At 70.5% G+C, this 20,912-nt stretch carries 21 protein-coding genes; 14 read left to right on the forward strand and 7 right to left on the reverse strand.

Annotated elements, in window-relative coordinates; translation table 11 throughout:
- Positions 1 to 106: 106 nt before the first annotated feature.
- Positions 107 to 931 (reverse strand): metallophosphoesterase family protein, encoded by an 825-nt coding sequence (locus DDF67_RS12315; protein ID WP_332888327.1) that lies wholly within the window; start codon positions 929 to 931, stop codon positions 107 to 109.
- Entirely contained in the window at positions 928 to 1,785 is an 858-nt protein-coding gene (locus DDF67_RS12320) for a diacylglycerol/lipid kinase family protein (protein WP_109101189.1), read from the reverse strand. The genes DDF67_RS12315 and DDF67_RS12320 overlap by 4 nt, the downstream gene beginning before the upstream one ends.
- Positions 1,786 to 1,930: 145 nt before the next feature.
- Between DDF67_RS12320 and DDF67_RS12325 the strand changes: the two genes are divergently transcribed.
- The 4 genes from DDF67_RS12325 (at position 1,931) to DDF67_RS12340 (ending at position 3,620) form a co-directional block, all read left to right on the forward strand.
- The gene (locus DDF67_RS12325; RefSeq protein WP_101711161.1) at positions 1,931 to 2,272 is read left to right on the forward strand and encodes a YMGG-like glycine zipper-containing protein; all 342 of its coding nucleotides are present in this window, start codon (positions 1,931 to 1,933) and stop codon (positions 2,270 to 2,272) included.
- A 128-nt stretch (positions 2,273 to 2,400) separates the two neighbouring features.
- A complete protein-coding gene (locus DDF67_RS12330) occupies positions 2,401 to 2,838 on the forward strand; it encodes an OmpA family protein (RefSeq protein ID WP_233247636.1) in 438 nt (145 codons plus the stop codon).
- Between the two features lie 299 nt (positions 2,839 to 3,137).
- Complete coding sequence (locus DDF67_RS12335) at positions 3,138 to 3,338, forward strand: hypothetical protein (protein ID WP_146198020.1); 201 nt, start codon at positions 3,138 to 3,140, stop codon at positions 3,336 to 3,338.
- Between the two features lie 9 nt (positions 3,339 to 3,347).
- On the forward strand, positions 3,348 to 3,620 hold the full coding sequence (locus DDF67_RS12340; protein WP_109101192.1) for a hypothetical protein: 273 nt from the start codon (positions 3,348 to 3,350) through the stop codon (positions 3,618 to 3,620).
- 119 nt (positions 3,621 to 3,739) lie between these two features.
- On the opposite strand, the gene phyR is transcribed toward DDF67_RS12340, so the two are convergent.
- Positions 3,740 to 4,531, reverse strand: coding sequence for an anti-anti sigma factor/receiver protein PhyR (phyR, locus tag DDF67_RS12345; RefSeq protein ID WP_109101193.1), 792 nt, complete (start codon positions 4,529 to 4,531; stop codon positions 3,740 to 3,742).
- Between the two features lie 231 nt (positions 4,532 to 4,762).
- Between phyR and nepR the strand changes: the two genes are divergently transcribed.
- The 5 genes from nepR to DDF67_RS12370 all read left to right on the forward strand — a co-directional run bounded on the left by nepR (position 4,763) and on the right by DDF67_RS12370 (position 8,786).
- A complete protein-coding gene (gene nepR, locus DDF67_RS12350; protein ID WP_101720661.1) occupies positions 4,763 to 4,948 on the forward strand; it encodes an anti-sigma T factor NepR in 186 nt (61 codons plus the stop codon).
- A 2-nt stretch (positions 4,949 to 4,950) separates the two neighbouring features.
- Positions 4,951 to 5,556: a sigma-70 family RNA polymerase sigma factor gene (locus DDF67_RS12355; protein WP_109101194.1), complete on the forward strand. Its 606-nt coding sequence runs from the start codon at positions 4,951 to 4,953 to the stop codon at positions 5,554 to 5,556.
- The gene (phyK, locus tag DDF67_RS12360; RefSeq protein WP_109101195.1) at positions 5,553 to 7,268 is read left to right on the forward strand and encodes a sensor histidine kinase PhyK; all 1,716 of its coding nucleotides are present in this window, start codon (positions 5,553 to 5,555) and stop codon (positions 7,266 to 7,268) included. Before DDF67_RS12355 ends, phyK begins: the two co-directional genes overlap by 4 nt.
- 67 nt (positions 7,269 to 7,335) lie before the next feature.
- Positions 7,336 to 7,473 carry an entericidin A/B family lipoprotein gene (locus DDF67_RS12365; RefSeq protein WP_101711168.1) on the forward strand — a complete coding sequence of 46 codons (138 nt, stop codon included), beginning with the start codon at positions 7,336 to 7,338 and terminating at the stop codon, positions 7,471 to 7,473.
- 209 nt (positions 7,474 to 7,682) lie between these two features.
- Complete coding sequence (locus DDF67_RS12370; RefSeq protein WP_109101196.1) at positions 7,683 to 8,786, forward strand: hypothetical protein; 1,104 nt, start codon at positions 7,683 to 7,685, stop codon at positions 8,784 to 8,786.
- Here the strand turns inward: DDF67_RS12370 and DDF67_RS12375 are convergent.
- From DDF67_RS12375 to chpT, 3 genes are all read right to left on the reverse strand, one after another.
- The gene (locus DDF67_RS12375; protein WP_109101197.1) at positions 8,783 to 9,613 is read right to left on the reverse strand and encodes a CheR family methyltransferase; all 831 of its coding nucleotides are present in this window, start codon (positions 9,611 to 9,613) and stop codon (positions 8,783 to 8,785) included. The two genes, DDF67_RS12370 and DDF67_RS12375, sit on opposite strands and share 4 nt — an antisense overlap.
- Positions 9,610 to 9,987, reverse strand: coding sequence for a response regulator (locus tag DDF67_RS12380; RefSeq protein ID WP_199229219.1), 378 nt, complete (start codon positions 9,985 to 9,987; stop codon positions 9,610 to 9,612). The genes DDF67_RS12375 and DDF67_RS12380 overlap by 4 nt, the downstream gene beginning before the upstream one ends.
- 121 nt (positions 9,988 to 10,108) lie before the next feature.
- Positions 10,109 to 10,795: a histidine phosphotransferase ChpT gene (gene chpT / locus DDF67_RS12385; protein ID WP_109101198.1), complete on the reverse strand. Its 687-nt coding sequence runs from the start codon at positions 10,793 to 10,795 to the stop codon at positions 10,109 to 10,111.
- A 138-nt stretch (positions 10,796 to 10,933) separates the two neighbouring features.
- Between chpT and DDF67_RS12390 the strand changes: the two genes are divergently transcribed.
- The 5 genes from DDF67_RS12390 to DDF67_RS12410 all read left to right on the forward strand — a co-directional run bounded on the left by DDF67_RS12390 (position 10,934) and on the right by DDF67_RS12410 (position 19,024).
- On the forward strand, positions 10,934 to 11,125 hold the full coding sequence (locus tag DDF67_RS12390) for a DUF3553 domain-containing protein (protein ID WP_101711171.1): 192 nt from the start codon (positions 10,934 to 10,936) through the stop codon (positions 11,123 to 11,125).
- Positions 11,122 to 11,901, forward strand: a complete 780-nt coding sequence (gene cysQ, locus DDF67_RS12395; protein ID WP_109101199.1) for a 3'(2'),5'-bisphosphate nucleotidase CysQ — start codon at positions 11,122 to 11,124, stop codon at positions 11,899 to 11,901. Before DDF67_RS12390 ends, cysQ begins: the two co-directional genes overlap by 4 nt.
- Positions 11,902 to 12,076: 175 nt before the next feature.
- Positions 12,077 to 14,410 (forward strand): TonB-dependent receptor, encoded by a 2,334-nt coding sequence (locus tag DDF67_RS12400; protein ID WP_109101200.1) that lies wholly within the window; start codon positions 12,077 to 12,079, stop codon positions 14,408 to 14,410.
- Positions 14,411 to 14,613: 203 nt separating this feature from the next.
- Complete coding sequence (locus DDF67_RS12405) at positions 14,614 to 17,283, forward strand: PAS domain S-box protein (RefSeq protein ID WP_109101201.1); 2,670 nt, start codon at positions 14,614 to 14,616, stop codon at positions 17,281 to 17,283.
- 73 nt (positions 17,284 to 17,356) lie between these two features.
- On the forward strand, positions 17,357 to 19,024 hold the full coding sequence (locus tag DDF67_RS12410) for an MFS transporter (RefSeq protein ID WP_109101202.1): 1,668 nt from the start codon (positions 17,357 to 17,359) through the stop codon (positions 19,022 to 19,024).
- Positions 19,025 to 19,174: 150 nt separating this feature from the next.
- Here DDF67_RS12410 and DDF67_RS12415 read toward each other — a convergent pair whose 3' ends face one another.
- Positions 19,175 to 20,911, reverse strand: coding sequence for a heparinase II/III family protein (locus DDF67_RS12415; RefSeq protein WP_109101203.1), 1,737 nt, complete (start codon positions 20,909 to 20,911; stop codon positions 19,175 to 19,177).
- Between the last annotated feature and the right edge of the window lies 1 nt (position 20,912).

A 20,912-nucleotide genomic window follows, 5' to 3' on the forward strand; every position in this document is an offset into this window, starting at 1 on the left:
CTTCTTGCATTCAGGGATACGAAACCTCGCCCTTCGACAGGCTCAGGGTGCGGTTCCGAGCTGGCCTTTGTCCTGGCCCCCATCCAGGGCTTGTCGAAGGACGGGGCTACGGATCGTCCGTCTTGCAGTTGGGCCGCCGGTTCACCGCCCAGGTGCGCCAGACCGAAAAGCCGGTGCGCTCGAACGCCATGGCGGTGATGCGCATCTCGACTTCGTCGGCCTCGATGATGTTGAAGCTGGGCGGCACGCCGCGCTCGCGCACCGACAGGGTGCCCGAACCGACCGCCTGGGTGCAGCCGCCGGCATAGGGATAGGCGTGGACGAACGGCGCATGGATGTGGCCGGTCAGCACCAGATCCGCGCCGGCGTTGGCGAAGGCCAGGGCCGCGGCCTCGCCCCCCCGCACCTTGGCGGTCATCGGTCCGCCCATCATCTCGATCAGCGGGTGGTGGCAGACCACTACCTTGAGCCGCCCCGCCGGCTCGGCCGCCAGGCGCCTCGCCACCGCCTTGGTCTGGGCGCGCGAAACCGCCCCCTTCGACCAGTTCCAGCGGATCTGGGCCCCGCGCGCCGAATTGAGGGTGAACACCGCCGCCCGCTCGTCGCGGAACGCCAGGCCGTCGGGCTCGCCGAACCGGGCCTCGTAGCGCCGCCAGGGCGTGAACAGGCGCTCGAAGATCTCCACCGGTCCCTTGAACGGGCTGTCGTGGTTGCCCGGCGCGAAGAGCTGGGGTCCTGGCAGGCGCTCGAACCAGGCGCGGGCGGCGTCGAACTCCGCCTGGGCGCCGTCCTTGGTCAGGTCGCCGGCCCCGATAACCAGGTCGGGCCGGGCCGCGTGGATGCACTCCACGGCCGCCTCGACGGCCTCCGGATGCTCGCCGCCGAAGTGGATGTCGGAGACCTGGACCATCTTGAAGACGGCGTCGGTCACGGCGCGTCGGCCTTCAGAGCCAGGGCGCGGAAGGCCTTGGGGCGGAAGCGGATGGTGACGTGGTCGTCCAGCCGCACCGGCTCGCCGTCGAGAATGGCGGGGATGCGTCCGCCGGCCCAGGCCCGTCCCACGCGGCAGCGGCCGACGCTGACCGACGGGTCGTCGCGCCAGGCGCCGGTGACGGTCTTCACGCCCAGGCGGAAGATGTCGAGGGCGTTGCTGGGATCCAGGGCCGCGGCTTCCAGGGCCCGCTCGTCGGCGTCCAGCGCCGTGGAAACCAGCGGGCACATCAGGGTCAGGGCCTCGGTCTTCTCCTTGGGCCGTCCGTCGAGCACGTAGCGCAGGCGGCTTGAGAAGGCCCGCCTCAGCGCTCGCTGGGCGCGCATGATGGCCAGGTCGGCGCGACCCTGGCGGGCGGCCTCGCGGGCCTCGGCCCATAGGGCCGGACTGCCGAGGATGGCGGCGACGAAGAACAGGCGGCCGGCGACCTCGCCGCCGGAGATCATCCGCTCCTCGCCATGGGTCAGGCAGGCCTTCAGCGCCTCCGGCCAGGCCCGCTCTCCATAGAGGGCGCGCGGCAGCATGTTCATGGTGCCGCCGGGGAGGGGGGCCACCAGCGGACCGTCAGGCCCGGCCATCTCGGCCGCCGCCCGGGCGGTGCCGTCGCCGGCCAGCACGAACAGCACGTCCGGCTTTCGCGACAGGGCCTGCGCCAGGCAGGGCTCCAGCTCGCCGCCCGCCGGGGTGTGGACGTTCGCTTCGACGCCATGCTCGGCCAGGATCGCCTCGGCGCGTTCGGGACCGTCTCGTCCCACTGACCCGGAGGCGACGTTGGCGACCAGTTCGACGCGCATGAAAACTCCCGTCGGCGCGGCCGATCACGGCCCCCTTGCGGAGCAAACGGCGGCGCTTGGCGTGGGTTCCCGGGCGCGGGGGCCGGAACTTCCGCCGCTCATGCTCCGTTTGAGTGACCGGGACACGCTCGAACGGAGAGCCAAGATGAAGACCACAGTGATCGCCGTGGCGGCCGCCGGCCTGCTGGCCACCGCCTGCACGGCCACCGGCAACACCGAACGCAACGCCGCCGGCGGCGCCGCTCTGGGCGCCCTCGCCGGCGCCGTGATCGGCAACAATGTCGGCGGCGGCGACGCCGGCACGGGCGCGGCCATCGGCGCGGCTATCGGCGGCACCGCCGGCGCCATCAAGGGCTGCCGCGAAGACGGCGGCTGCGGCGCGACCAACGTTAATCGTCGCCAGTACTATGACGAGCGCGCTGGACGGTATTACTACTACGACTCGCGCAGCGGTCGTTATTTCTGGGAAGACGGCAGCCCCCGCTAGGGCGGCTTCGTCCAGACAGGATTTCGAAGGCGGTCGGCGCGCGTCGGCCGCCTTTGGCATGTCTGGCGGGGCGACACGATGGTGCAACGAGAGGGCGACGGATGAGCAAGGCGGGCGTTTGGGTTGCCATGGCGGCGATCGGTGTTGCGGCGGCGGGTTGCGCGAGCGGTCCCTGGCCCAAGTCGCGGTCGCAGATCGAGGCCCTTCCGGCCGCCTGCGAGGACTTCACCGTCTCGATCTATTTCGAACGCGATTCCGCGGCGATCACCCGCGAGGCCAGGCAGGTGCTGCGTGGCGCAGCCGACATGGCCAAGGGCTGCACGGCCAGAAACGTCCATGTCGTGGGCCTGGCCGACGCCGTCGGCGCGCCTGACGCCAACCTGGCCCTGTCGGAAAAGCGCGCGGGGGCCGTGACCGGCGCGCTGGCCAAGGTCGGTTTCCGCCAGGTGTCTTTCGAGGTGACGGCCGCCGGCGACGCCGGGGCGACCACCCGCGACGGCGAGGCCCGTCCGCTGCGCCGCCGCGCCGACGTGCGCATCGACCTGGAAGGTCCCGCCAGGCCCTGATCCCGAGCCGCCAATACAGAAAAGGCGGGTCGGTGATCCGATCCGCCTCGAGGCTCGACAGAAAAGGGGGTTGCGGAGACGGCAGGCTGGCTTTCACCAGCCTCAAGTCGGGGGGGCGTCGCCGCCTCCGCAGACATAGAACGACCTCCCATCACCCGCGTTCCCGAAACTTCGAAATATTTTTCGCCTGCCCGGCGAGCAGCCCTCTGAGGCCTATCGACAGGCCGTCGGAACGCGGCCGTGCGCGAAACGTTGTTCTCGTGATCCCGCGTCATGCGGGGCGAATGGGGAGCGACGTGATGATCCGCGCTTATCAAGCCGCACATGGCGGACTGGTCTTCGAAACCCAGCGTCGCCGCAGGCAGGTCCGGAGTTCGCGCCTGCTCGCCGTGGCGACGGTTCTGGGCATGGCGCTTGCGGTCGGGACCGTACAGCATTTCGCCGCCGCCCAGTTCGACGCCGGCCGCTCGGTTCCGGCCGCGTGGACAGACGCGAAATAGGAGGCGCCCATGGCGACCGACATCAACACCGAACACTCGCCCACCCTGAAGGCCACCCGTGCCCGCCAGGGTCGCTGGGGTCGCCACATCTTCTGGGTGCTGGTGATCTCGATCGTGCTGGCCGCCATCGCCCTGTTCGGCAGCTGGGGCATGCGCTCGGGCGAACTGGCCTCGGTGGAAGGCAACAAGGGCGCCAACACGCCGGCCGAGGCCCAGCAGGGCACTACCGAACTGGCCTCGCCCAAGCAGACCCCGCAGGAACAGACCGCGCCGGCCCACTAGGGGCCGCGCGGGACTGAGGGAAGGGCTCGGCAGAAGCCCGTCATGGAAACGCACCAAAGAGAAGGCCCCGGCGATCGCTCGCCGGGGCCTTCGTCGTTTCAGGACTTCGCCGGCCGCCGTCAGGCGGCCTGGCGGGTCCGGCGCGGGTGGAAGAACAGCGCCTGGCCGATCGCCGCCTTCACCGTTTCGGGCTGGAAGGGCTTGGTGATCAGGAAGGTCGGTTCCGGGCGCTCGCCGGTCAGCAGGCGCTCGGGGAAGGCGGTGATGAAGATCACCGGCACGTCGAGCCGGGCCAGGATGTCCTTGACCGCGTCGATGCCCGACGAGCCGTCCGCCAGCTGGATATCGGCCAGCACCAGGCCGGGCGTCTTGCGGGCGACGGCGTCGACGGCCTCGCCGCGGGTGGCGGCGATGTCGATGACGTCATGGCCCAACTCGCGCACCAGCGCCTCGATGTCGGCGGCGATGACCGGCTCGTCCTCGATGATCAGGACCTCGGTCGCCAGCTCGGCGTCGATCTCGGCCTGGGCGTCGGCGATCAGCCGCTCGACCTCGCCGAAGTCGCAGTCAAGGATCTGGGCCGCTTCGGTCGGCGTGAAGCCTTCCAGAGCGGTCAGCAGGAACGCCTGGCGCGAACGCGGGGCGATGCGCAGCAGGCGCTGCGAAGCGTCATCGGAGACGTCATCGCGGCGGGCTTCGAGCTGGGCGCCCGAGGTCAGCCAGATGGCGTGGAAAACGCGATACAGCGCCACGCGCGGCGACAGCGCCGCGTCAAGCGAGCGTTCGCCGGCGGCGAGAGCCTCCAGCGCCACCCGCACATAGTGGTCGCCGGTCGTCTGATCGCCGGTGAGGGCGCGGGCGTAACGGCGAACGTAGGGCAGGTGCGGCGCCAGTCGGGCAAGAAGACTCATGACCCCTCCCGTAGAGTGTCTTCGAAACAAAAAAGGCCTTCTGTCACGGCAAAGCTATGCCGTTCAGTCGAGTGCATAACGTGCCCTGCGCGAGAGCGGTTCCGCACCGTTCCGAATTTTGGCACTCTATGCTCAAGCTTGTGGAACCCGATGCGGAATGTGGCGTTGACCTCCAGCATTTACACATTCGGCCGCAGGGGGCGGACGCTGCGCACAACCGGCGTCGAGGACATGATCGAACACGTACCCATGGAAGATCAACGCAAGGGAGCCGCCTCGCTCGACGAGGCGCGGCTTCGGCAGCAGGCCATCGGCGTCAAGCTTCGGCAGATGTTCGACGAGGTGGTCAACGAGCCGGTCCCGGACGAATTCCTCGACATCCTGCGCAAGGCTGACAAGCCTTCGGGAGAGCGTTGAGCATGAGCGAAGCGCAAGTCGGCCGATCGCCCATCGATCCGGCCCGTGACGGGGTCTTCAAGAAAGAACTCGTCACTCTCATCCCGCACCTGCGGGCCTTCGCACGCACCCTCACCGGTGACCCGACGGCCGCGGACGACCTGGCGCAGGACGCCATGATGAAGGCCTGGGACGCGCGCGCCAGCTTCCAGCTGGGCACGAACATGAAGGCCTGGACCTTCATGATCCTGCGCAACCAGTTCTATTCGGAAAAGCGTCGCTCCTGGCGTCAGAGCCAGCTCGACCAGGAAGCCGCCGAGCGGACCCTGGTGGCGGTGGACGATCCGGAAGCCCCGGTCGCCCTCGACGAGCTGCGCATGAGCCTCGCCATGCTGCCGCCGGAACAGCGCGAAGCGCTGATCCTGGTCGGCGCCGGCGGCTTCGCCTACGAGGAAGCGGCCGACATCTGCGGCTGCGCGGTCGGCACGGTCAAGAGCCGGGTCAGCCGGGCTCGCCGGGCGCTGCAGGCCATCCTCGAGTCGGGCGGCTACGAGCGTGACGGCGCCGCCGCGGGTGACGCGATGCACGCCATCCTGGCCGATGCGGAGCGCCTGAGCACCCAGCGGTGAAGCGCGTGTACGGCCGTGCGGCCAAGGTCGTCGGCACGATCCGGGTCAGGCTAGCCCTGACGCTTGCATTGGCTTTGTTGCCCGTGCTGGCTATCGGCGTGGGGCAGTCCTATCTGGCGTTCCGCTCCGAGGGCGACGCGCGCCGGCAGAGCCTTGAGCTCGCCGCCGGCCACAGCGCCGCCACGGCCCGGGCCCGCATCGAGGCGGCTGGCGTGCTGCTCCAGACCCTGGGCCCCGGCTCGGTCGGTCTGGAGTGCGCCAGGCGGCTCGACGCGGTGAAGTCGCGCCTGCCCGGCTACGCCAATCTCATCCGTTTCGACGCCTACGGCCGGGTCGCCTGCGCCGCCGGCACGACGCCGCGCGACCCCGAGCGCGCCCAGCGCCCCTGGTTCCTCGACCTGGCGGCCGGCGCGCATCTGGCCGTCGCGCCGGCGCCTGGCGCGGTCTATGCCGGCGAGCCCTCGGTGCTGACCGCCGTCCGCGCCGAAGACGGCGCGGGCGTGTTCGACGGGGCCATGGCCGCGGTCCTGACCCTGTCGAGCCTCAAGCCCCAGACCGCCAACCGCTTCCTGCCCGACGGCGCCGAGATCGGCCTGGCCGACGCGCGCGGCAATGTCTTCTCGGCCACCGCCCCCCAGGCGTTCGGCCCCGCCAGCGCGCACCTGCGCGAAGAGGCCGAGGCCGGCCAGAAGACCATCCTCTGGTCCGGCAAGGACGCGCAGGGTCGTCGCCGCCTGTTCTCGGCCGCTCCGCTGGTCGAGGACGACGTCTTCGTGGTGCTGTCGGCGCCGGCGCCGGGGCTGCTGTCCTGGGCCAATCTCAGTCCGATCTCGCGAATGCTGCCGCCGCTGCTGGCCTTCGGCCTGGCCCTGGCCGGCGTGCTTTGGGCGACCGAGCGCGCGGTGATCCGGTGGATCGTCTATCTGCGCCGGGTGGCGGCGATCTACGCCAAGGGCCGCTTCACGGTGCGTCCGCTGCAGGCCGAGCGCGCGCCGCCCGAGATCCGCGAGCTGGCCGAAACGCTCGACCAGATGGCCGCCGGCATCGTCACGCGCGACGCCTCTCTGCGCGACAGCCTGGCCGAGAAGGACTCGCTGATGCGCGAGATCCATCACCGGGTGAAGAACAACCTGCAGATCATCACCTCGCTGCTGAACATGCAGCAGCGCGCCCTGACCGATCCGGCGGCGCGCACGGCGATGAACGACACCCGCCAGCGGATCACCGCCCTGGCCCAGATCTATCGCGCCCTCTACCAGGGGCCGGACCTCAAGCGGGTGGACCTGCGGCCGTTCCTGGAGGAGCTGACCGCCCTGCTGCTGGCCGGCGACGTCAACGGCCAGGGCTCGGTGCGCACCGAAGTCCACGCCGACCCGTTGGTCATCGATCCGGACCGTCTGGCCCCGCTGGCCCTGTTCGCCGTCGAGGCCATCACCAACGCCCAGAAGCACGCCCTGTCCGAGCGCGGCGGGGTGCTGACGGTCGACTTCTTCGTGCGCGGCGAGGAGGCCGAGCTGGCCATCGGCGACGACGGCCCCGGCGCCCCCGCCGGCCCGGGCGAGGGGGTGGGGCGCACCCTGATGACCGCCTTCGCCCGCCAGCTGCGCGGCCAGGTGAAGTTCGACGCCAGCCCGATGGGCGGCCTCCTTGTGCGCCTCGTGTTTCCGACGCCGCAGGCTCTGCCGCCGCCCCAGCATCAGGCCGGAACCTAGGCCCTCCGGCCACGTTTGCTCTGGGCAATCTATCGACGCCCGTCAGGGCGAGCACCGGAGAACTCTCATGCGCAAGTTCGTCATCCTGGCCGCCCTGGCCGCCAGCCTCAGCGTCGCCGCCTGCAACACGGTCGAAGGCGCCGGCAAGGACGTCTCGTCGGCCGGCGCGGCCGTCAGCGACACCGCTCGCGACGCCAAGAACTGAACCTAGCCGTCCTAGGTTCGAAACGAAGGACCCGCCCCTTCCGGGGGCGGGTCTTTTGCATTCAGGATCGTCCTGTTGCGCGCATGGCGCCGAACCGGCGCCGACGCGTCTCGCCAGCGCATCAAGCGTTGCCGGCCTGAAAGAAAAGGTCCGGCTTTGCTGTCGGCGGGGAGATAAGCCAGACAAGCTGGACCCCGATCCTGCCGGCCATGACGGTCCCGGCTGCCTCCTCCGATCCCGCTCCCCTCCCGGTGTTCGTGCACAGCGGCTGGCGCTGCTCCAGCACCTATGTCTGGAGCCGCTTTCGCGCCCTGCCCGGCGTGCGGGCCTACTACGAGCCCTGGCACGAACAGCTCGCGACCCTGACGCCCGAGCGGATCGCCCGCGAGACCCCGCGCGCCAGCGGCCTGCGCCATCCTGGCGACGACGTTCCCTACCTCGCCGAGTTTGCGGACCTGCTGAAGCCAGGCGGCGGCGTCGCCGGCTATCAGCCGCGCTTCGCCCTCGACGACTACTTCCTGCCGGCCGACCGGCAGGACGCCGCCCAAACCGCCTATGTGGCCAGCCTGGTCGGCAGCGCCCAGGCGGCGGGGCGGACGCCGGTGCTGGCCTGCTGCCGCACGCTGGGGCGCGTCGATTGGCTGCGCCGGCGGTTCGGCGGCTTCCATGTGGTGCTGATCCGCGATCCGCTGCAGCAGTGGCTGTCATTCCACTCGCTGCGCAAGCGGCCTCGCCCGACCTATTTCGAGCTGTGCCAGTATGTCCTGCTGTCGGAGACCGTCGGGGCCGAGCCTCTGGCCCGGCAGCAGGGCCTGCCCGCGCCGAAGGGCGACGACCTGCCGGCCCGCATCGCCGCCATGCGCCGACGGCTCAAGCGCGCGCCGGCGCGGACCTCGTTCACCGCCTTCCTGGCGATCTATCTGCTGTCCTATCTGAAGGCCCTGCCGCAGGCCGACCTGGTGATCGACGTCGACCGCCTGGGTCAGGATCCGGACTATGCCGCCCGCATCTCCGAGGCCTTAAGCGCCGGCTGCGGCCTGGCGCCCGACTTCTCCGACTGCCGCACGCCGGCCGCCCATGCCACGGTTCCGGCCGCGCCCTATCGCCGGATTTCGCGGCAGGTGATCGACGCCCTGGACGCGCGCACGGCGCTCGCCGCGCCGGGACCCGCGGCCCTGCTGTTCGCCAAGCTGTCGAAGGCGATGGCCGAAGCGCCAGAGCCGCCGCCGTCGATGCGGCGGCGGCTGGCCGGCTGGATCTTGGAAAAGATCGGAGGCCTCGTCCCGCGCCGTCGGCGCAGGGCCAGGATCTAGGCCGCCGCGGCGCGGAAGGCCGGGTCGCGGGCGAACAGGCCCGGACGGCCGGGCAGGGGACGCAGCGCCTCGGTCACGCCGGCCAGGCTTTCGCCCTCGCCCAACACCAGCAGGCCGTCCTCGGTGAGGCGGGCGGCCATGGCCTCGGCCACGCGGGCGCGCACCGACGGATCAAGGCCCGGCAACACGTTGCGCAGCATGACCAGGTCGAAGACCCCCATGCCCGACAGGTCGGACACCAGGTTGATCCGCCGCCAGCGCACGGCCTGGCGGATGCGCGGCGAGATCGCCCAGGTCTCGTCCTGGTTCTCGAAGTGCTTGATCAGCAGGCGGATCGGCAGGCCGCGCTGGACCTCGAACTGGGTGTAGAGGCCGCTCTGGGCCTTCTCCAGACAGCGCTCGGAGAGGTCGGAGGCGAAGAACTCGAAGCGTACGCCCGGCTCGATGTCGCGCGCCTCATGGGCGGCGATGGCCAGGGAGTAGATCTCCTGGCCGGTCGAGCAGGCCGCGCTCCAGACCCGCACCGAGCCGTCTTTGCGTCGGCGCGACAGCTCCGGCATGGCCACGTCGCGCATGAAGGCGAAGGTGTCGCGGTCGCGAAAGAAGGCGGTCTCGTTGATGGTCAGGGCCTCGACCACCGCCCAGATCAGCCGCTCCTCGCGCTTGGCGCGCAGGGCCGCCACCAGGGCCTCGATCGACGGATAGCCTTCGCGCCGGGCCAGCGGCGCCAGGCGGCTTTCGACCACATAGTGCTTGTCGGTCTCGACCTTCAGGCCGGCGCGGGCGCGGCCCAGGGCCGCCAGCAGATCCATGTCCTCGGGGGTCATAGCAGGCCCGCCTCGGCGAACTTGGCGGCGATGATCTCGCCGTCGAACGGTTTCATGATGTATTCGTCGGCGCCGGTGTCGAGCGCCAGGCGAATGTTCTCGACCCGGTTCTCGACCGTGCAGAACACCACCACCGGCGTGTCGCCGCCCGGCTCCTGGCGCAGGCGCTGCAGGAATTCCAGGCCGTTCATCACCGGCATGTTCCAGTCGAGAAGGACGGCGTCGGGCATGGCCGCGCGACACCAGGCCAGCGCCTCCATGCCGTCGGCGGCCTCGGCGATCTCGAAGCCGATGTCCTCCAACGCACGGCGGGCCACCTTGCGGATCACCCGGCTGTCGTCGACGACGAGGCAGGTCTTCACGGCGCGCTCCAAATCGCGAGCGCGTCAGGCGAAAGTGTGTGCGGTTTCGCCGACTGACGCGCTCCAAATCCTAGACGGCCAGCATTGGCCGATCCGGGTTAAGGAGCGGTGACGGCGTTGAAAAAGGTGCGTCTCAGTCGACGGCGGGAGTCCAGGCGGCGATGCTGACGCGCTCTTCGGCGATCTCGACGCCGATCTGGCCGCCGGCGGCGCGCACCACCGAATACAGATAGGCCGCCTGCACCCAGGGGCCGCCCAGGCCCTCGCCCAGCGGCTCGCCCTTCAGGCCGGCCAGCACCTCGGGGCGCAGGCGAGCGCGCGGGCCCACGGCGTCGGCGGTGATCGCCGTGCGGCCGTCGGCGACGACGGCGCGCAGCGTGGCCGAGCCGCCGGCGGGCAGGGCGCTGGCGGCGATCTGGGCGATGTTGAGCAGGGCGCGCGAGGCGGCCTTGTTCAGCGGCTGCGGCGCGATGTCCCAGTTAAGGTTCGGACGCACGTGGGCGAAGACGCCCTGCTGGGCCAGCCGCTCCAGCTCGCGGGAGTCGAAGGACTCGGCCGAGGCCGAGGCGCCGAAGGCCACGCGGGTGAACTGCAGCAGGTCGGCCAGCTTGCGGGCCGAGCTGCTGATCAGGCTCATGGCGTCGTCGCGCATGTCCTGGGCGCTGGGGTCTTCCAGCAGGTCCAGGCCCGAGACGATGGCGCTCGCCGGGCTGATGAAGTCGTGACACAGGCGCGCGGCCACCAGGGCGGCGAAATCCGGGCCGTTGACGTCCAGCGAGACGGCGGGCGCGGGCGAGGCGGGGGCGGCGGTGTCGGTCATGGGCGCGATCTTTGGCGTGATTTGGGGCTTTGGCAAACGTGGCCGCGAAATCGCTTTCAACCAGGCCGGGTGCAAATCGACGCTGGGCGACGCCGAAAACCGCTCACACTTTGCCTCGCCACGCTCTATCAGGGAGCCGTGATGGATCCGTTTCTCGAACCCGGCGTGCTGGTGCGCCATCCGGGCCAGCCCGACTGGGGCCTTGGCCAGGTGCAGTCCGTGACCGGCCATCGCGTCACCGTGAATTTCGAAGAGGCCGGCAAGCAGACGATCGACGCCCGCGTCGTGAGACTGGTCTTCGTCGGCGACGACCCTAGAGGACAAGCATGAGCGCCGCCCCCCTTCCGGCCGACATCGGACGCGACCTGGCCCGTATCGTCGAGGCCGCCGCCGAGGTGATCCTGCCGTTCTGGCGGACCGAGCTCGACGTCGTGCGCAAGGCCGACGAGAGCCCCGTGACCGAGGCCGACAAGGCCGGCGAGAAGGTGATCCTGGCCCTGCTGGCCGAGCGCTTTCCCGAAATCCCCGCCATCTCCGAGGAGCACGCCTGCGAGTACGGCACGCCCGACTCCATCGGTCCGCGCTTCTTCCTGGTCGATCCGGTGGACGGCACCAAGGCCTTCGTGCGCGGCGATCCCAACTTCACCGTCAACATCGGCCTGATCGACGACGGCGTCCCCGTGGCCGGCGCGGTGTGCGCGCCCGCCACCGGCGAGGTGTGGTTCACGGCCGACGGCGGCGTGGTCAAGCGCGAGGGACCGGGCGGCGCCGAAACGCCGGTGCGCGCGCGCGCCTGGCCGGAGGGGCAGGCCCTGGCCCTGGTCAGCCACACGATGAAGGAAGACAAGGCCACGGCGCTGGCCGACCAGTACGGCTTCTCCCTGCGCGCGCCGATGGATTCGTCTATCAAGCTGGCTCGCATCGCCGAGGGCGCGGCCGACATCTATCCGCGCCACGGGCCGACCATGGAGTGGGACACGGCAGCCGGCCACGCCCTGATCGTCGCCGCCGGCGGACGCTTCACCACGCCCGAAGGCGAGCCGTTCCTGTACGGCAAGGCCGACCAGGGCTTCCGCAACGGCTGGTTCGTCGCCCGCGGCGCCTGATACACAGCCGATACGTTGCATAATGGTCACGGTTGTCGCGCTCAGCGGCGACCGCGGCCTTCCTGCGACTGATTATTATTGCACCCCGGCAATTGCGTACCTAAGAACGCCTCGCAATTTCAGGACAGGGGCCGCGGATCCTCCCCCGCGACCCGAGCTGGGGTCTCTCGACATAATGCAAATGCCTTCCTCGCCCGCCGTCGCCGGCGTTCGCAGCCAAGCCCGCCGCGCCCTGGGCGCCGCCGCCGTCGCCGGCGTCGCGGGCCTCGCCCTGGCGCCCGCCGCCTTCGCCGCCGACGCCGATGCGCCAGTCGCCACCGCGCCGGCCTCGGCTGACGTCCAGGAAGTCTCGGGCGTCGCCGTCGACGCCCGCAAGGCCACCGACATGCAGTCGGGCAAGTACACCGCCCCGCTGGTCGACACCCCGCGCTCGATCACGGTGATCTCCAGTCAGATCATCGAGCAGACCGCCGCCACGTCGCTGCAGGACATCCTGCGCACCTCGCCGGGCATCACCTTCGGCGCCGGCGAAGGCGGCCAGCCGCTGGCCGACCGTCCGTTCATCCGCGGCCAGGCCTCGGGCAACAACATCTTCGTCGACGGCATCCGCGACACCGGCGGCCAGACCCGCGAAGTCTTCAACCTCGAGCAGGTCGAGGTCATCAAGGGTCCGGACTCGGTCTACAGCGGCCGCGGCTCGGGCGGCGGCAGCATCAACCTGTCGACCAAGTCGCCCAAGGCCCGCACCTTCGCCGCCGGCTCGGCCGCCGTCGGCACCGACAACTACTACCGCGTCACCGCCGACGGCAACTACGCCTTCGCCGAGAACGCCGCCTTCCGCCTGAACCTGATGACGACCAAGGGCGACACGCCCGGCCGCGACAGCGTCGACTTCAAACGCTGGGGCCTCGCCCCGTCGCTGGCCTTCGGCATCGACACCGCCACCCAGCTGACCTTCAGCTACTACCACCTGGATACCGACCAAGACCCGGACTACGGCATTCCGCTGGCCAGCAAGCGCACCTGGGGCGTGGCCGGCACCGACAGCCGCACCCGTCCGGCCAGCGGCATCCTCGACGTCTCGCGCGACGCCTATTACGGCCTCGACCGCGACTGGATGAAGACCAAGGCCGACATCGGCACGATCGCCGTCCGCCACGAGATCAACGACAACTTCTCGGTCCGCCAGGCCTTCCGCTATGGCAAGACGCTGAACGACTACTTCGTCACCAACCCCGGCGACGGCGGCGCGGCCCAGTTCGTGGCCGGCGAGTGGTGGATGAAGCGCGGCACCAAGTCGCGCTGGAACGAGACCACGACCATCGCCTTCGTCAGCGACGTCAGCGGCAAGTTCAACCTGGGCTCGGTCGAGAACAGCTTCAACGCCGGCTTCGAGCTCGGTCGCGAGCAGAACGACAACGCCAGCTACACCTTCTACACCGCCAGCGGCTCGACCTGCCCGGTCGGCTTCACCGGCGCCGGCACCGGCGACTGCACGCGTCTCTACGCGCCGAACCCCAGCGACGCCTGGAGCGGCACGATCAACCGCGGTCCGGCTTCGCAATCGAAGACCAAGACCGCCGCGCTCTACGCCTTCGACACGGTCAAGCTCACTGAAAAGCTGCTGCTGAACCTCGGCGTCCGCTACGACGAGTACGAGACCCGCGGCTACAACGCCGCCTCGACCAACGCCAATGGCGTGATCACCTCGGTCACCTACACGACGGTGCCCAAGACCAGCTGGGACTTCGTCAACTATCAGGTCGGCCTGAACTACAAGCCGACCCCGTCGAGCAGCCTGTACGTCTCCTACGCCACCTCCTCGACCCCGCCGACCATCTCGTCGGGCGACCAGAACACGGCCGGCGGCACCGGCACCGGCAACCTGGCCACGACCGTCCTCGATCCGGAAGACACCACCAGCATCGAAGCCGGCGCCAAGTGGAACCTGTTCGGCGACCAGCTGGCCGTGTCGGGCGCGGTGTTCCGCACCGAGCGCAAGAACGCCCAGATCCAGGTCGAGGTCGGCGTCTACGAACAGGCCGGCGAAACTCGCGTCCAGGGCGTCGAACTGGGCGTTTCCGGCAAGATCACACCGGCCTGGCAGGTGTTCGGCGGCTATACCTACATGGATAGCGAGCTGGTCCGCGGCGCCTACAACAACGTCAACGTCGGCGACCCGCTGGCCAACACGCCGAAGAACACCTTCAGCCTGTTCACGACCTACCGCGTGCTGCGTCCGCTCACCATCGGCGGCGGCGCCTACTACGTGTCGAAGACCTTCGGCGGCAACCAGGGCGGCGCCGGCGGCGGCGCCAGCGGCATCTACATCCCGTCCTACACCCGCTACGACGCCTTCGCTTCGTACCGCGTCAACGACAAGGTCGACCTGCAGCTGAACGTCCAGAACCTGACGGACGAACGCTACATCCTGCGCACCAACGGCGTGCACCACGCCGACCCGGCGCCGGCCCGTCAGACCATGCTGACGCTGAACGTCCGCTACTGATCCCTTCGCCCTGGCGAAAAGATCACCTGAAGACCCCGCCCGGAGCGATCCGGGCGGGGTTTTTGCTTTGGGGACGGCGAGGTCGCGATTTTCGTCCCGTGGGCCGCGAACCGCGTTCGATTTCTCGCCCTGAACGCGCTGGCGCCAACCTTAAGTTTACCCTTGGTCGCGACAATCCGCCTCATCTTCCCCCGGGAGCTGGGATGTCCTCGCCGCCCTCGCCAGACACGCCGCCCGCGCCGCTGAGCCAGGCCGAGAGCGCGCAGTGGTTCTTCGAGAACGCACACGACCTGTTCGCGGTCGTGGTCGAGGGTCGTTTCGTCACCGTCAATCCGGCCTGGACCCGCCTGACCGGCTGGACCGCCGCCGACCTGATCGGCCAGTCGCCCCTGAAGTTCGTCGATCCCGAAGACCATCCAAGCCTGCTGGAGGGCGGCAAGGTGATCCAGGGCATGGGCGGGGCGGTGTTCCGCGTCCGCATGATCTGCAACGACGGCCGCCGCGTCTGGCTGGAGGCCCACGCGCGCCTGGGTCCCGCTGGCGAACTGGTGGGCACCCTGCGCGACGTCTCGGCCGAGGTGGCCCGCAAGGCCGAGCAGGCCGTCTCCCGCCGCACCCGCGAGATGCTGGCCTCGGCGGCCGGGGTGGGGGTGTGGAGCTTCGACCCCGTCGCCCAGCGCATCGAGTGGTCGAGCGACATTCTCAGCCTGACGGGCCTGCGCCCCGAAGAGGTCTCGACGCCCGAGGCCTTCTACGCCCGGCTGGACGAGCCCGAGCGCGGCCGCGTGCGCGCCACCTTTTCCCGCGCCGTGCGCACGGGGCAGGGCGGCACGATCGAGCACCACATGCGCGGCGCGACCGGCCAGAAGTTCGCCTTCCGCGCCACCTTCCAGACCGAGCCGCGCCCCGGCGGGGTCTTCGCCCTGCGCGGCATCTCGCAGAACATCACCGACGTCGCCCGCGATCGCGACCTGGCCCGCTGGGGCGAGGAGAAGGCCCGCAAGCTGGTCGAGGGCGCGCCGTTCGCCGTGGCCCTCTACGACCGCGACCTGCGCCTGACCGTCGTCAGCCCGCGCTTCCTCGACATTTTCCAGGCTACCGAGGCCGAGGTCATCGGCAAGTCGCTGCAGGAGCTGACCTACGGGGCGCGCAAGCGCTTCGTGGCGGCCGTCGAGCGCGCCCTGACCGGCCAGACCGTCGTGCGGCGCGAGGACAGCCTGACCGACGGCCATGGCCGCGAGCACCGCCTGCGCTGGGAGGCCCGGCCCTGGCGCGACGCCAGCGGCGCCATCGCCGGCGTCATCACCTACATGGACGACGTCACCGCCCTGACCGAGGCGCGCCGCGAGGCCCGCGCCAACGCCCGGCGGCTGAAGACGGCGCTGGGCGCGGCCCAGGCTGGGGTCTACGAGATCGACCACGCCGAGAAGACCTTCTGGGGCTCGCCGGAGTTCCACCGCATCCTGGGTCAGCGCATCACCTTCGACGACGTGCGCCAGGCCATCTGGCCGATGATCCGTTCGGAGGACGTGGCCGCCGTCTACGCCGCCGGGGCCGTCGGCCGCTGGGGCGAGCGGGCCTTCGATGCCCGGGTGATGCGTCCCAATGGCGAAGAACGCTGGATCCGCCTGTTCCACGAGATCCGCCGCGATCCTTCGGGCCGGGTGCGCAAGGCCTATGGCCTGGTGCTCGACATCGACGAGCAGAAGCGCGCCGAGCTGGCCCTGGTCGAGGCCGAACGCGCCGCCCAGGCCGCCAACGAGGCCAAGGCCCAGTTCCTGGCCAATATGAGCCACGAAATCCGCACGCCGATGAACGGGGTGCTGGGCGTCATCCACCTGCTCAAGCGCCAGGGGCTGTCGTCCGAGGCCGACCACCTGCTGGGCGAGGCTCTGGCCTGCGGCCGTATGCTGTCGACCTTGCTGGACGACATCATCGACTTCTCGCGCATCGAAGCTGGACGCCTGGAGGTCGCGCCCGAACCGATCGATCCCGCCGAACTGGCCCATAGCGTGGCGCGTTTGCTGCGCGCCCAGGCCGAGCACAAGGGCCTGGCCCTGATCGTCGAGGCCCCCGACCACGGGATTGTGCTGGCCGACCCCACGCGCCTGCGACAGGCGCTGTTCAACCTGATCGGCAACGCCGTGAAGTTCACCTTGTCGGGCTCGGTGGCGCTGCGCCTGCGCCGGGGCGAGGGCGATCGTCTGGTGTTCGAGGTCTCCGACACCGGCGTCGGCATCGCGCCGGAGGCCCAGGCCCGGCTGTTCCAGCGCTTCCAGCAGGCCGACGCCAGCACCACCCGCCGGTTCGGCGGCTCGGGGCTGGGCCTGGCCATCACCCGTCGCCTGGCCCAGATGATGGGCGGCGAGGTCGAGTTCAGCTCGGTCGAGGGCGAGGGTTCGACCTTCAGCCTGTCGATCAGCGCCCCGCCGGTGCAGACCGTCCCGCGCGACGAGGCCGACGGCGACAAGATGCTGGAAGGCCTCAAGGTGCTGGTGGTCGAAGACAACTCCACCAACCGCATGGTCGCGCGCCGGATCCTGGAGATGCTGGGCGCCGACGTCGAGACCGCCGAGGACGGGCTGTCGGGCGTCGAGGCCGCGACGCGCGGTTTCGACCTGATCCTGATGGATGTGCAGATGCCCGGCGTCGACGGCCTGGAGGCCGCCCGGCGCATCCGCGCCCTGCCGGGGCCTGTCGGCGCGACGCCGATCGTGGCGCTGACCGCCAACGTCCTGGCCCACCAGCGGGCCACCTACCTGGCGGCTGGCATGAACGGCGTGGCGGCCAAGCCGATCTCGCCCACCGCCCTCTTGGCCGAGATCGTGCGTGTGGCCGAGGCGGCCTCGACCGCCGAAACCGAGGCAGCCTGACGGTCCCCCAGACAGCGCCCTTTTCAGCTACCGGCGTTACGGGCTAATCCTCCTGCCAATCAGGGGGATCCGCATGACGGACACGACTGCCGGCGCCGCTCAGGAGAAGGGCGCCTCGATGCGCACGGTTGTGGCGGCCTCGTCGGCAGGCACGGCCTTCGAGTGGTACGACTTCTTCATCTTCGGCAGCCTGGCCCAGGTCATTTCCAAGACCTTCTTCACGGGCCTGTCCGACACCGCCGGCTACGTGGCGGCTCTGGCCCTGTTCGGCGTCGGCTTCGCCTTCCGGCCGCTGGGGGCGCTGGTGTTCGGCAAGATCGGCGACCAGGCCGGCCGCAAGGGCGCGTTCCTGGCCACGGTGCTGCTGATGGGCGGCGCCACCTTCGCCATCGCCCTGTTGCCCACCTTCCAGCAGGCGGGGATCATCGCCCCGATCCTGCTGATCATCCTGCGCTGCGTGCAGGGCTTCGCCCTGGGCGGAGAATATGGCGGGGCGGCGATCTACGTCGCCGAGCATTCCCCGCCCGGCCTGCGGGGCCGAGCCACCTCGTGGGTGCAGAGCTCGGCGTCGCTGGGCCTGTTCGCGGCGCTGATGGTCATACTGGCGACCCGCTGGGCGCTGGGCGCGCTCGTGGGGCCTGAAGCCTTCGACGACTGGGGCTGGCGCATCCCGTTCGCCGTTTCGATCGGCCTTCTGGCGGTCTCGGTCTGGATGCGCCTGAAGCTCAGCGAAAGCCCGACCTTCGCCAGGATGAAGGAAGAGGGCGCGGCGTCCAAGGCGCCCTATGCCGAGGCCTTCGGGCAGTGGAAGAACCTCAAGCTTGTGCTGCTGGCCTTTTTCGCCGTGATGTCGGCCCAGGGGGCGGTCTGGTACACGACCTTCTTCTACATCCAGACCTTCATGGAGAAGTTCCTGAAGGTCGCGCCCGGCACGATCAACGGCCTGATGATGGGCGCCGCGGCGGTCAGCGCGGTGCTCTACGTCGTGTTCGGCGCCCTGTCGGATCGGATCGGCCGCAAGCCGGTGATGCTGGGCGGCATGACCCTGGCGCTGGCCTTCTACTTCCCGGGTTTCCACCTCCTGGAGCGCGCCGCCAATCCGGCTCTCGCCGAGGCTTCGGCGAGGGCGCCGGTCAGCGTCACGGCCGATCCCGCAGACTGCGCCCTGCAGTTCGACCCCATCGGCAAGGCCGCCTTCGTCTCGTCCTGCGACATCGCCAAGAGCGCCCTGGCCAATGCGGGCGTCTCCTACGCCAACCACGCCGCACCGGCCGGGTCCCAGGCGGTGGTCCAGGTGGGCCAGGCGCGCATCGTTTCGCAGAGCGCCAAGGGCCTGCCGGCGGCTGAAGCCAAGGCCGTGAAGACCGCCAGCGAGGCCGCGATCAAGGCGGCGCTGGTCGAGGCTGGTTATCCGGCCGCGGCCGATCCCGCCCGCATGAACCTCTGGGGCGTGTTCGGGGTGCTGCTGGTGTTCGTGATCGGGGCCACGGCCCTCTACGGCCCTCTGGCCGCAGCCCTGGTCGAGCTCTTCCCGACCCGGGTGCGCTACACCGCCCTGTCGCTGCCCTATCACATCGGCACGGGCTGGATCGGCGGCTTCGTGCCGTTCAGCGCCTTCGCCATCGTTGCGGCGGTGGGGGATATCTATGCCGGGCTCTGGTACCCGGTGATCTTCACCCTGATCAGCGTGCTGGTGACGGCGTTCCTGCTGCCCGAGACGAAGGATCGGTCGCTGGACTGAGGCTGAAGACCCTCCCCCTGAAGGGAAAGGTGGCCCGAAGGGCCGGAGGGGGAAGGGCCTGCCGAAGTCGAAGACCACGCCGATGTGGGGGATCACATCCCCCTCCGTCGGCTGCGCCGACACCTCCCCCTTCGGGGGGAGGATCTGGGTTTAGTGGTCAGCGGCCCGCGCCAGCTTCCATCTGATCTTGGCGCCCTTCTCGGCGCGGACCTGGCTTTTGAGCACGATCACCCCCGCCTGGCGGGCGTGACCGTGGTCGAAATGCGGGGCGGCCAGGACGGCGACGTCGGGCGCATCGTTGCGCAGCCACCAGCCGACATTGGACGGCCCCTTGATCAGCACGCTCTTGCCGTCCCGGGCCAGCGAGGCGCGGGCGTCGGGGTGCAGGTGGAAGCTGATCTTGAACGGGTGATAGCGGCGCGGGCCGTCCAGCTTGGCCTCGGCCATCGGGATCAGGCTGTCCTCGCCGCGCAGTTCGTCGGCGGCCAGGTCTAGGAACAGCCGGCGGGCGTGCTTGAGGCCAAGGCGCCGCCAGCCGTCATGGACGATGTCGAGCCAGACGCCCTGTTCGCCGTCGTGGCGGCGGGAGTCGACGCTGGTGGCGCCGTCGACCAGCCAGGGGCCGAGCGCGGCGGCCCGGAAGCCCGACAGCGGCCGGCCGGCCGAGCCCTCGCCCACCGACACCGTCGAAGCCGCGTCGGACAGGCGGAAAGCCTGGGCGTTGGCGGCCTCGGGGCTCCAGCCGCTGGAGGTGATCAGGCGGTCCTTGCCGCAGATGATTTCCAGCGCCGCCGGTTGGGCGCAGGCCGAGCGGCTGAGCGCGCCCACGGGCGGCGCGCCGGCGTCGGCCAGCACCTGGATCGTCCCGCCCTGCATTTTCTGGAAGCCGACGTGCGGCATGTCCATCGGCGGGCGCGGGCCGTGGTCGTCATGGGCCAGGGCGGCGGCGATGCGGGCCGGCTCGACCGTCTCGCCGCCATGGAAGGCCGCCAGCTTGCCGTCGGCCAGGGTGAAGAAGCGCGCGCCCGACGACAGGCGGTCGATGGCCCGGCTGATCGCCTCGGGCGTCGGGCGGCCGCGCTGGCCCAGGGCGTCGTCCACGGTCAGCAGGTCGAACAGCAGCTCCAGCCCGGCCTCTGGCGAGCGCGAGGCGTGGCCGCCGTCTGGCAGCACGATGGCGTCGATGTCACGGGCGACGCGGCGCAGGCCCTCGGCCATCAGCTGGTCGGCGGCCTTGCCGACCAGGGCTGTGCCGGCGATGGCGACGACCACGGCCCGTTCCAGGGCGCGGTCGGGGGCGTCGGAGGCCTTCATCAGCTGGCGAGCGCCGCGGGCCACGTCCAGCGCCAGGGCGGCGGCCTCGGCGTCGGAGGCGCCGGGCGACAGGGTCTTGGCGGCGCAGGCCAGATGGAAGGTGCGGCGCTCCAGGCACTCGCCCGACCACGAGAAGGCGTTCCAGGTTCCGAACACCCGCCGCCAGTCCTGGATCAGCCGCAGGGCCCGGCGCGCGCCTTCCGGCCCCTGGGCCAGCAGGCCCGGCAGCCAGTCGAAGCGGTGCAGGGCCACGGCGAAGGCCCGCGAGGGGCTGGGGGTGTCGAAGGGGTCGCCTTCGGCCCCGACCTTCAGGCTCTCGTCGTGCAGGGTCAGCACGCCGTCCAGCAGCTGGCGGCCGCGATGAAGGTCGACGGGGCGGGGATCGTGCGGCCGGGCGGACAGGCCGACCGGTCGGGGGGCGGTGATCACCGCGCGATGCGGCGGCGAGCCGAACCACTCGCGCTCAAAGGCGGCGCGGACCGAGGCAAGGACCGACCGCGCCAGCACGACTCCGCGCCGCAGGGGGCGACCGGCGGGCTTGGATGCGGAGGGCGTAGCGGGCGCGCCGTTCATG

Source organism: Caulobacter endophyticus (assembly GCF_003116815.1).
GTDB lineage: Bacteria > Pseudomonadota > Alphaproteobacteria > Caulobacterales > Caulobacteraceae > Caulobacter > Caulobacter endophyticus.

Excerpts from the sequence above, each read along its gene's own strand:
- chpT (WP_109101198.1), bottom strand. The coding sequence starts at position 10,795 with ATGACCGACACCGCCGCCCCCGCCTCGCCCGCGCCCGCCGTCTCGCTG.
- DDF67_RS12410 (WP_109101202.1), top strand. The coding sequence starts at position 17,357 with ATGACGGACACGACTGCCGGCGCCGCTCAGGAGAAGGGCGCCTCGATG.
- DDF67_RS12335 (WP_146198020.1), top strand. The coding sequence starts at position 3,138 with ATGATCCGCGCTTATCAAGCCGCACATGGCGGACTGGTCTTCGAAACC.
- DDF67_RS12330 (WP_233247636.1), top strand. The coding sequence starts at position 2,401 with ATGGCGGCGATCGGTGTTGCGGCGGCGGGTTGCGCGAGCGGTCCCTGG.
- nepR (WP_101720661.1), top strand. The coding sequence starts at position 4,763 with ATGATCGAACACGTACCCATGGAAGATCAACGCAAGGGAGCCGCCTCG.
- DDF67_RS12415 (WP_109101203.1), bottom strand. The coding sequence starts at position 20,911 with ATGAACGGCGCGCCCGCTACGCCCTCCGCATCCAAGCCCGCCGGTCGC.
- phyR (WP_109101193.1), bottom strand. The coding sequence starts at position 4,531 with ATGAGTCTTCTTGCCCGACTGGCGCCGCACCTGCCCTACGTTCGCCGT.
- DDF67_RS12375 (WP_109101197.1), bottom strand. The coding sequence starts at position 9,613 with ATGACCCCCGAGGACATGGATCTGCTGGCGGCCCTGGGCCGCGCCCGC.
- cysQ (WP_109101199.1), top strand. The coding sequence starts at position 11,122 with ATGAGCGCCGCCCCCCTTCCGGCCGACATCGGACGCGACCTGGCCCGT.
- DDF67_RS12365 (WP_101711168.1), top strand. The coding sequence starts at position 7,336 with ATGCGCAAGTTCGTCATCCTGGCCGCCCTGGCCGCCAGCCTCAGCGTC.
- DDF67_RS12400 (WP_109101200.1), top strand. The coding sequence starts at position 12,077 with ATGCAAATGCCTTCCTCGCCCGCCGTCGCCGGCGTTCGCAGCCAAGCC.
- DDF67_RS12405 (WP_109101201.1), top strand. The coding sequence starts at position 14,614 with ATGTCCTCGCCGCCCTCGCCAGACACGCCGCCCGCGCCGCTGAGCCAG.
- DDF67_RS12370 (WP_109101196.1), top strand. The coding sequence starts at position 7,683 with ATGACGGTCCCGGCTGCCTCCTCCGATCCCGCTCCCCTCCCGGTGTTC.
- DDF67_RS12355 (WP_109101194.1), top strand. The coding sequence starts at position 4,951 with ATGAGCGAAGCGCAAGTCGGCCGATCGCCCATCGATCCGGCCCGTGAC.
- DDF67_RS12320 (WP_109101189.1), bottom strand. The coding sequence starts at position 1,785 with ATGCGCGTCGAACTGGTCGCCAACGTCGCCTCCGGGTCAGTGGGACGA.
- DDF67_RS12340 (WP_109101192.1), top strand. The coding sequence starts at position 3,348 with ATGGCGACCGACATCAACACCGAACACTCGCCCACCCTGAAGGCCACC.
- DDF67_RS12325 (WP_101711161.1), top strand. The coding sequence starts at position 1,931 with ATGAAGACCACAGTGATCGCCGTGGCGGCCGCCGGCCTGCTGGCCACC.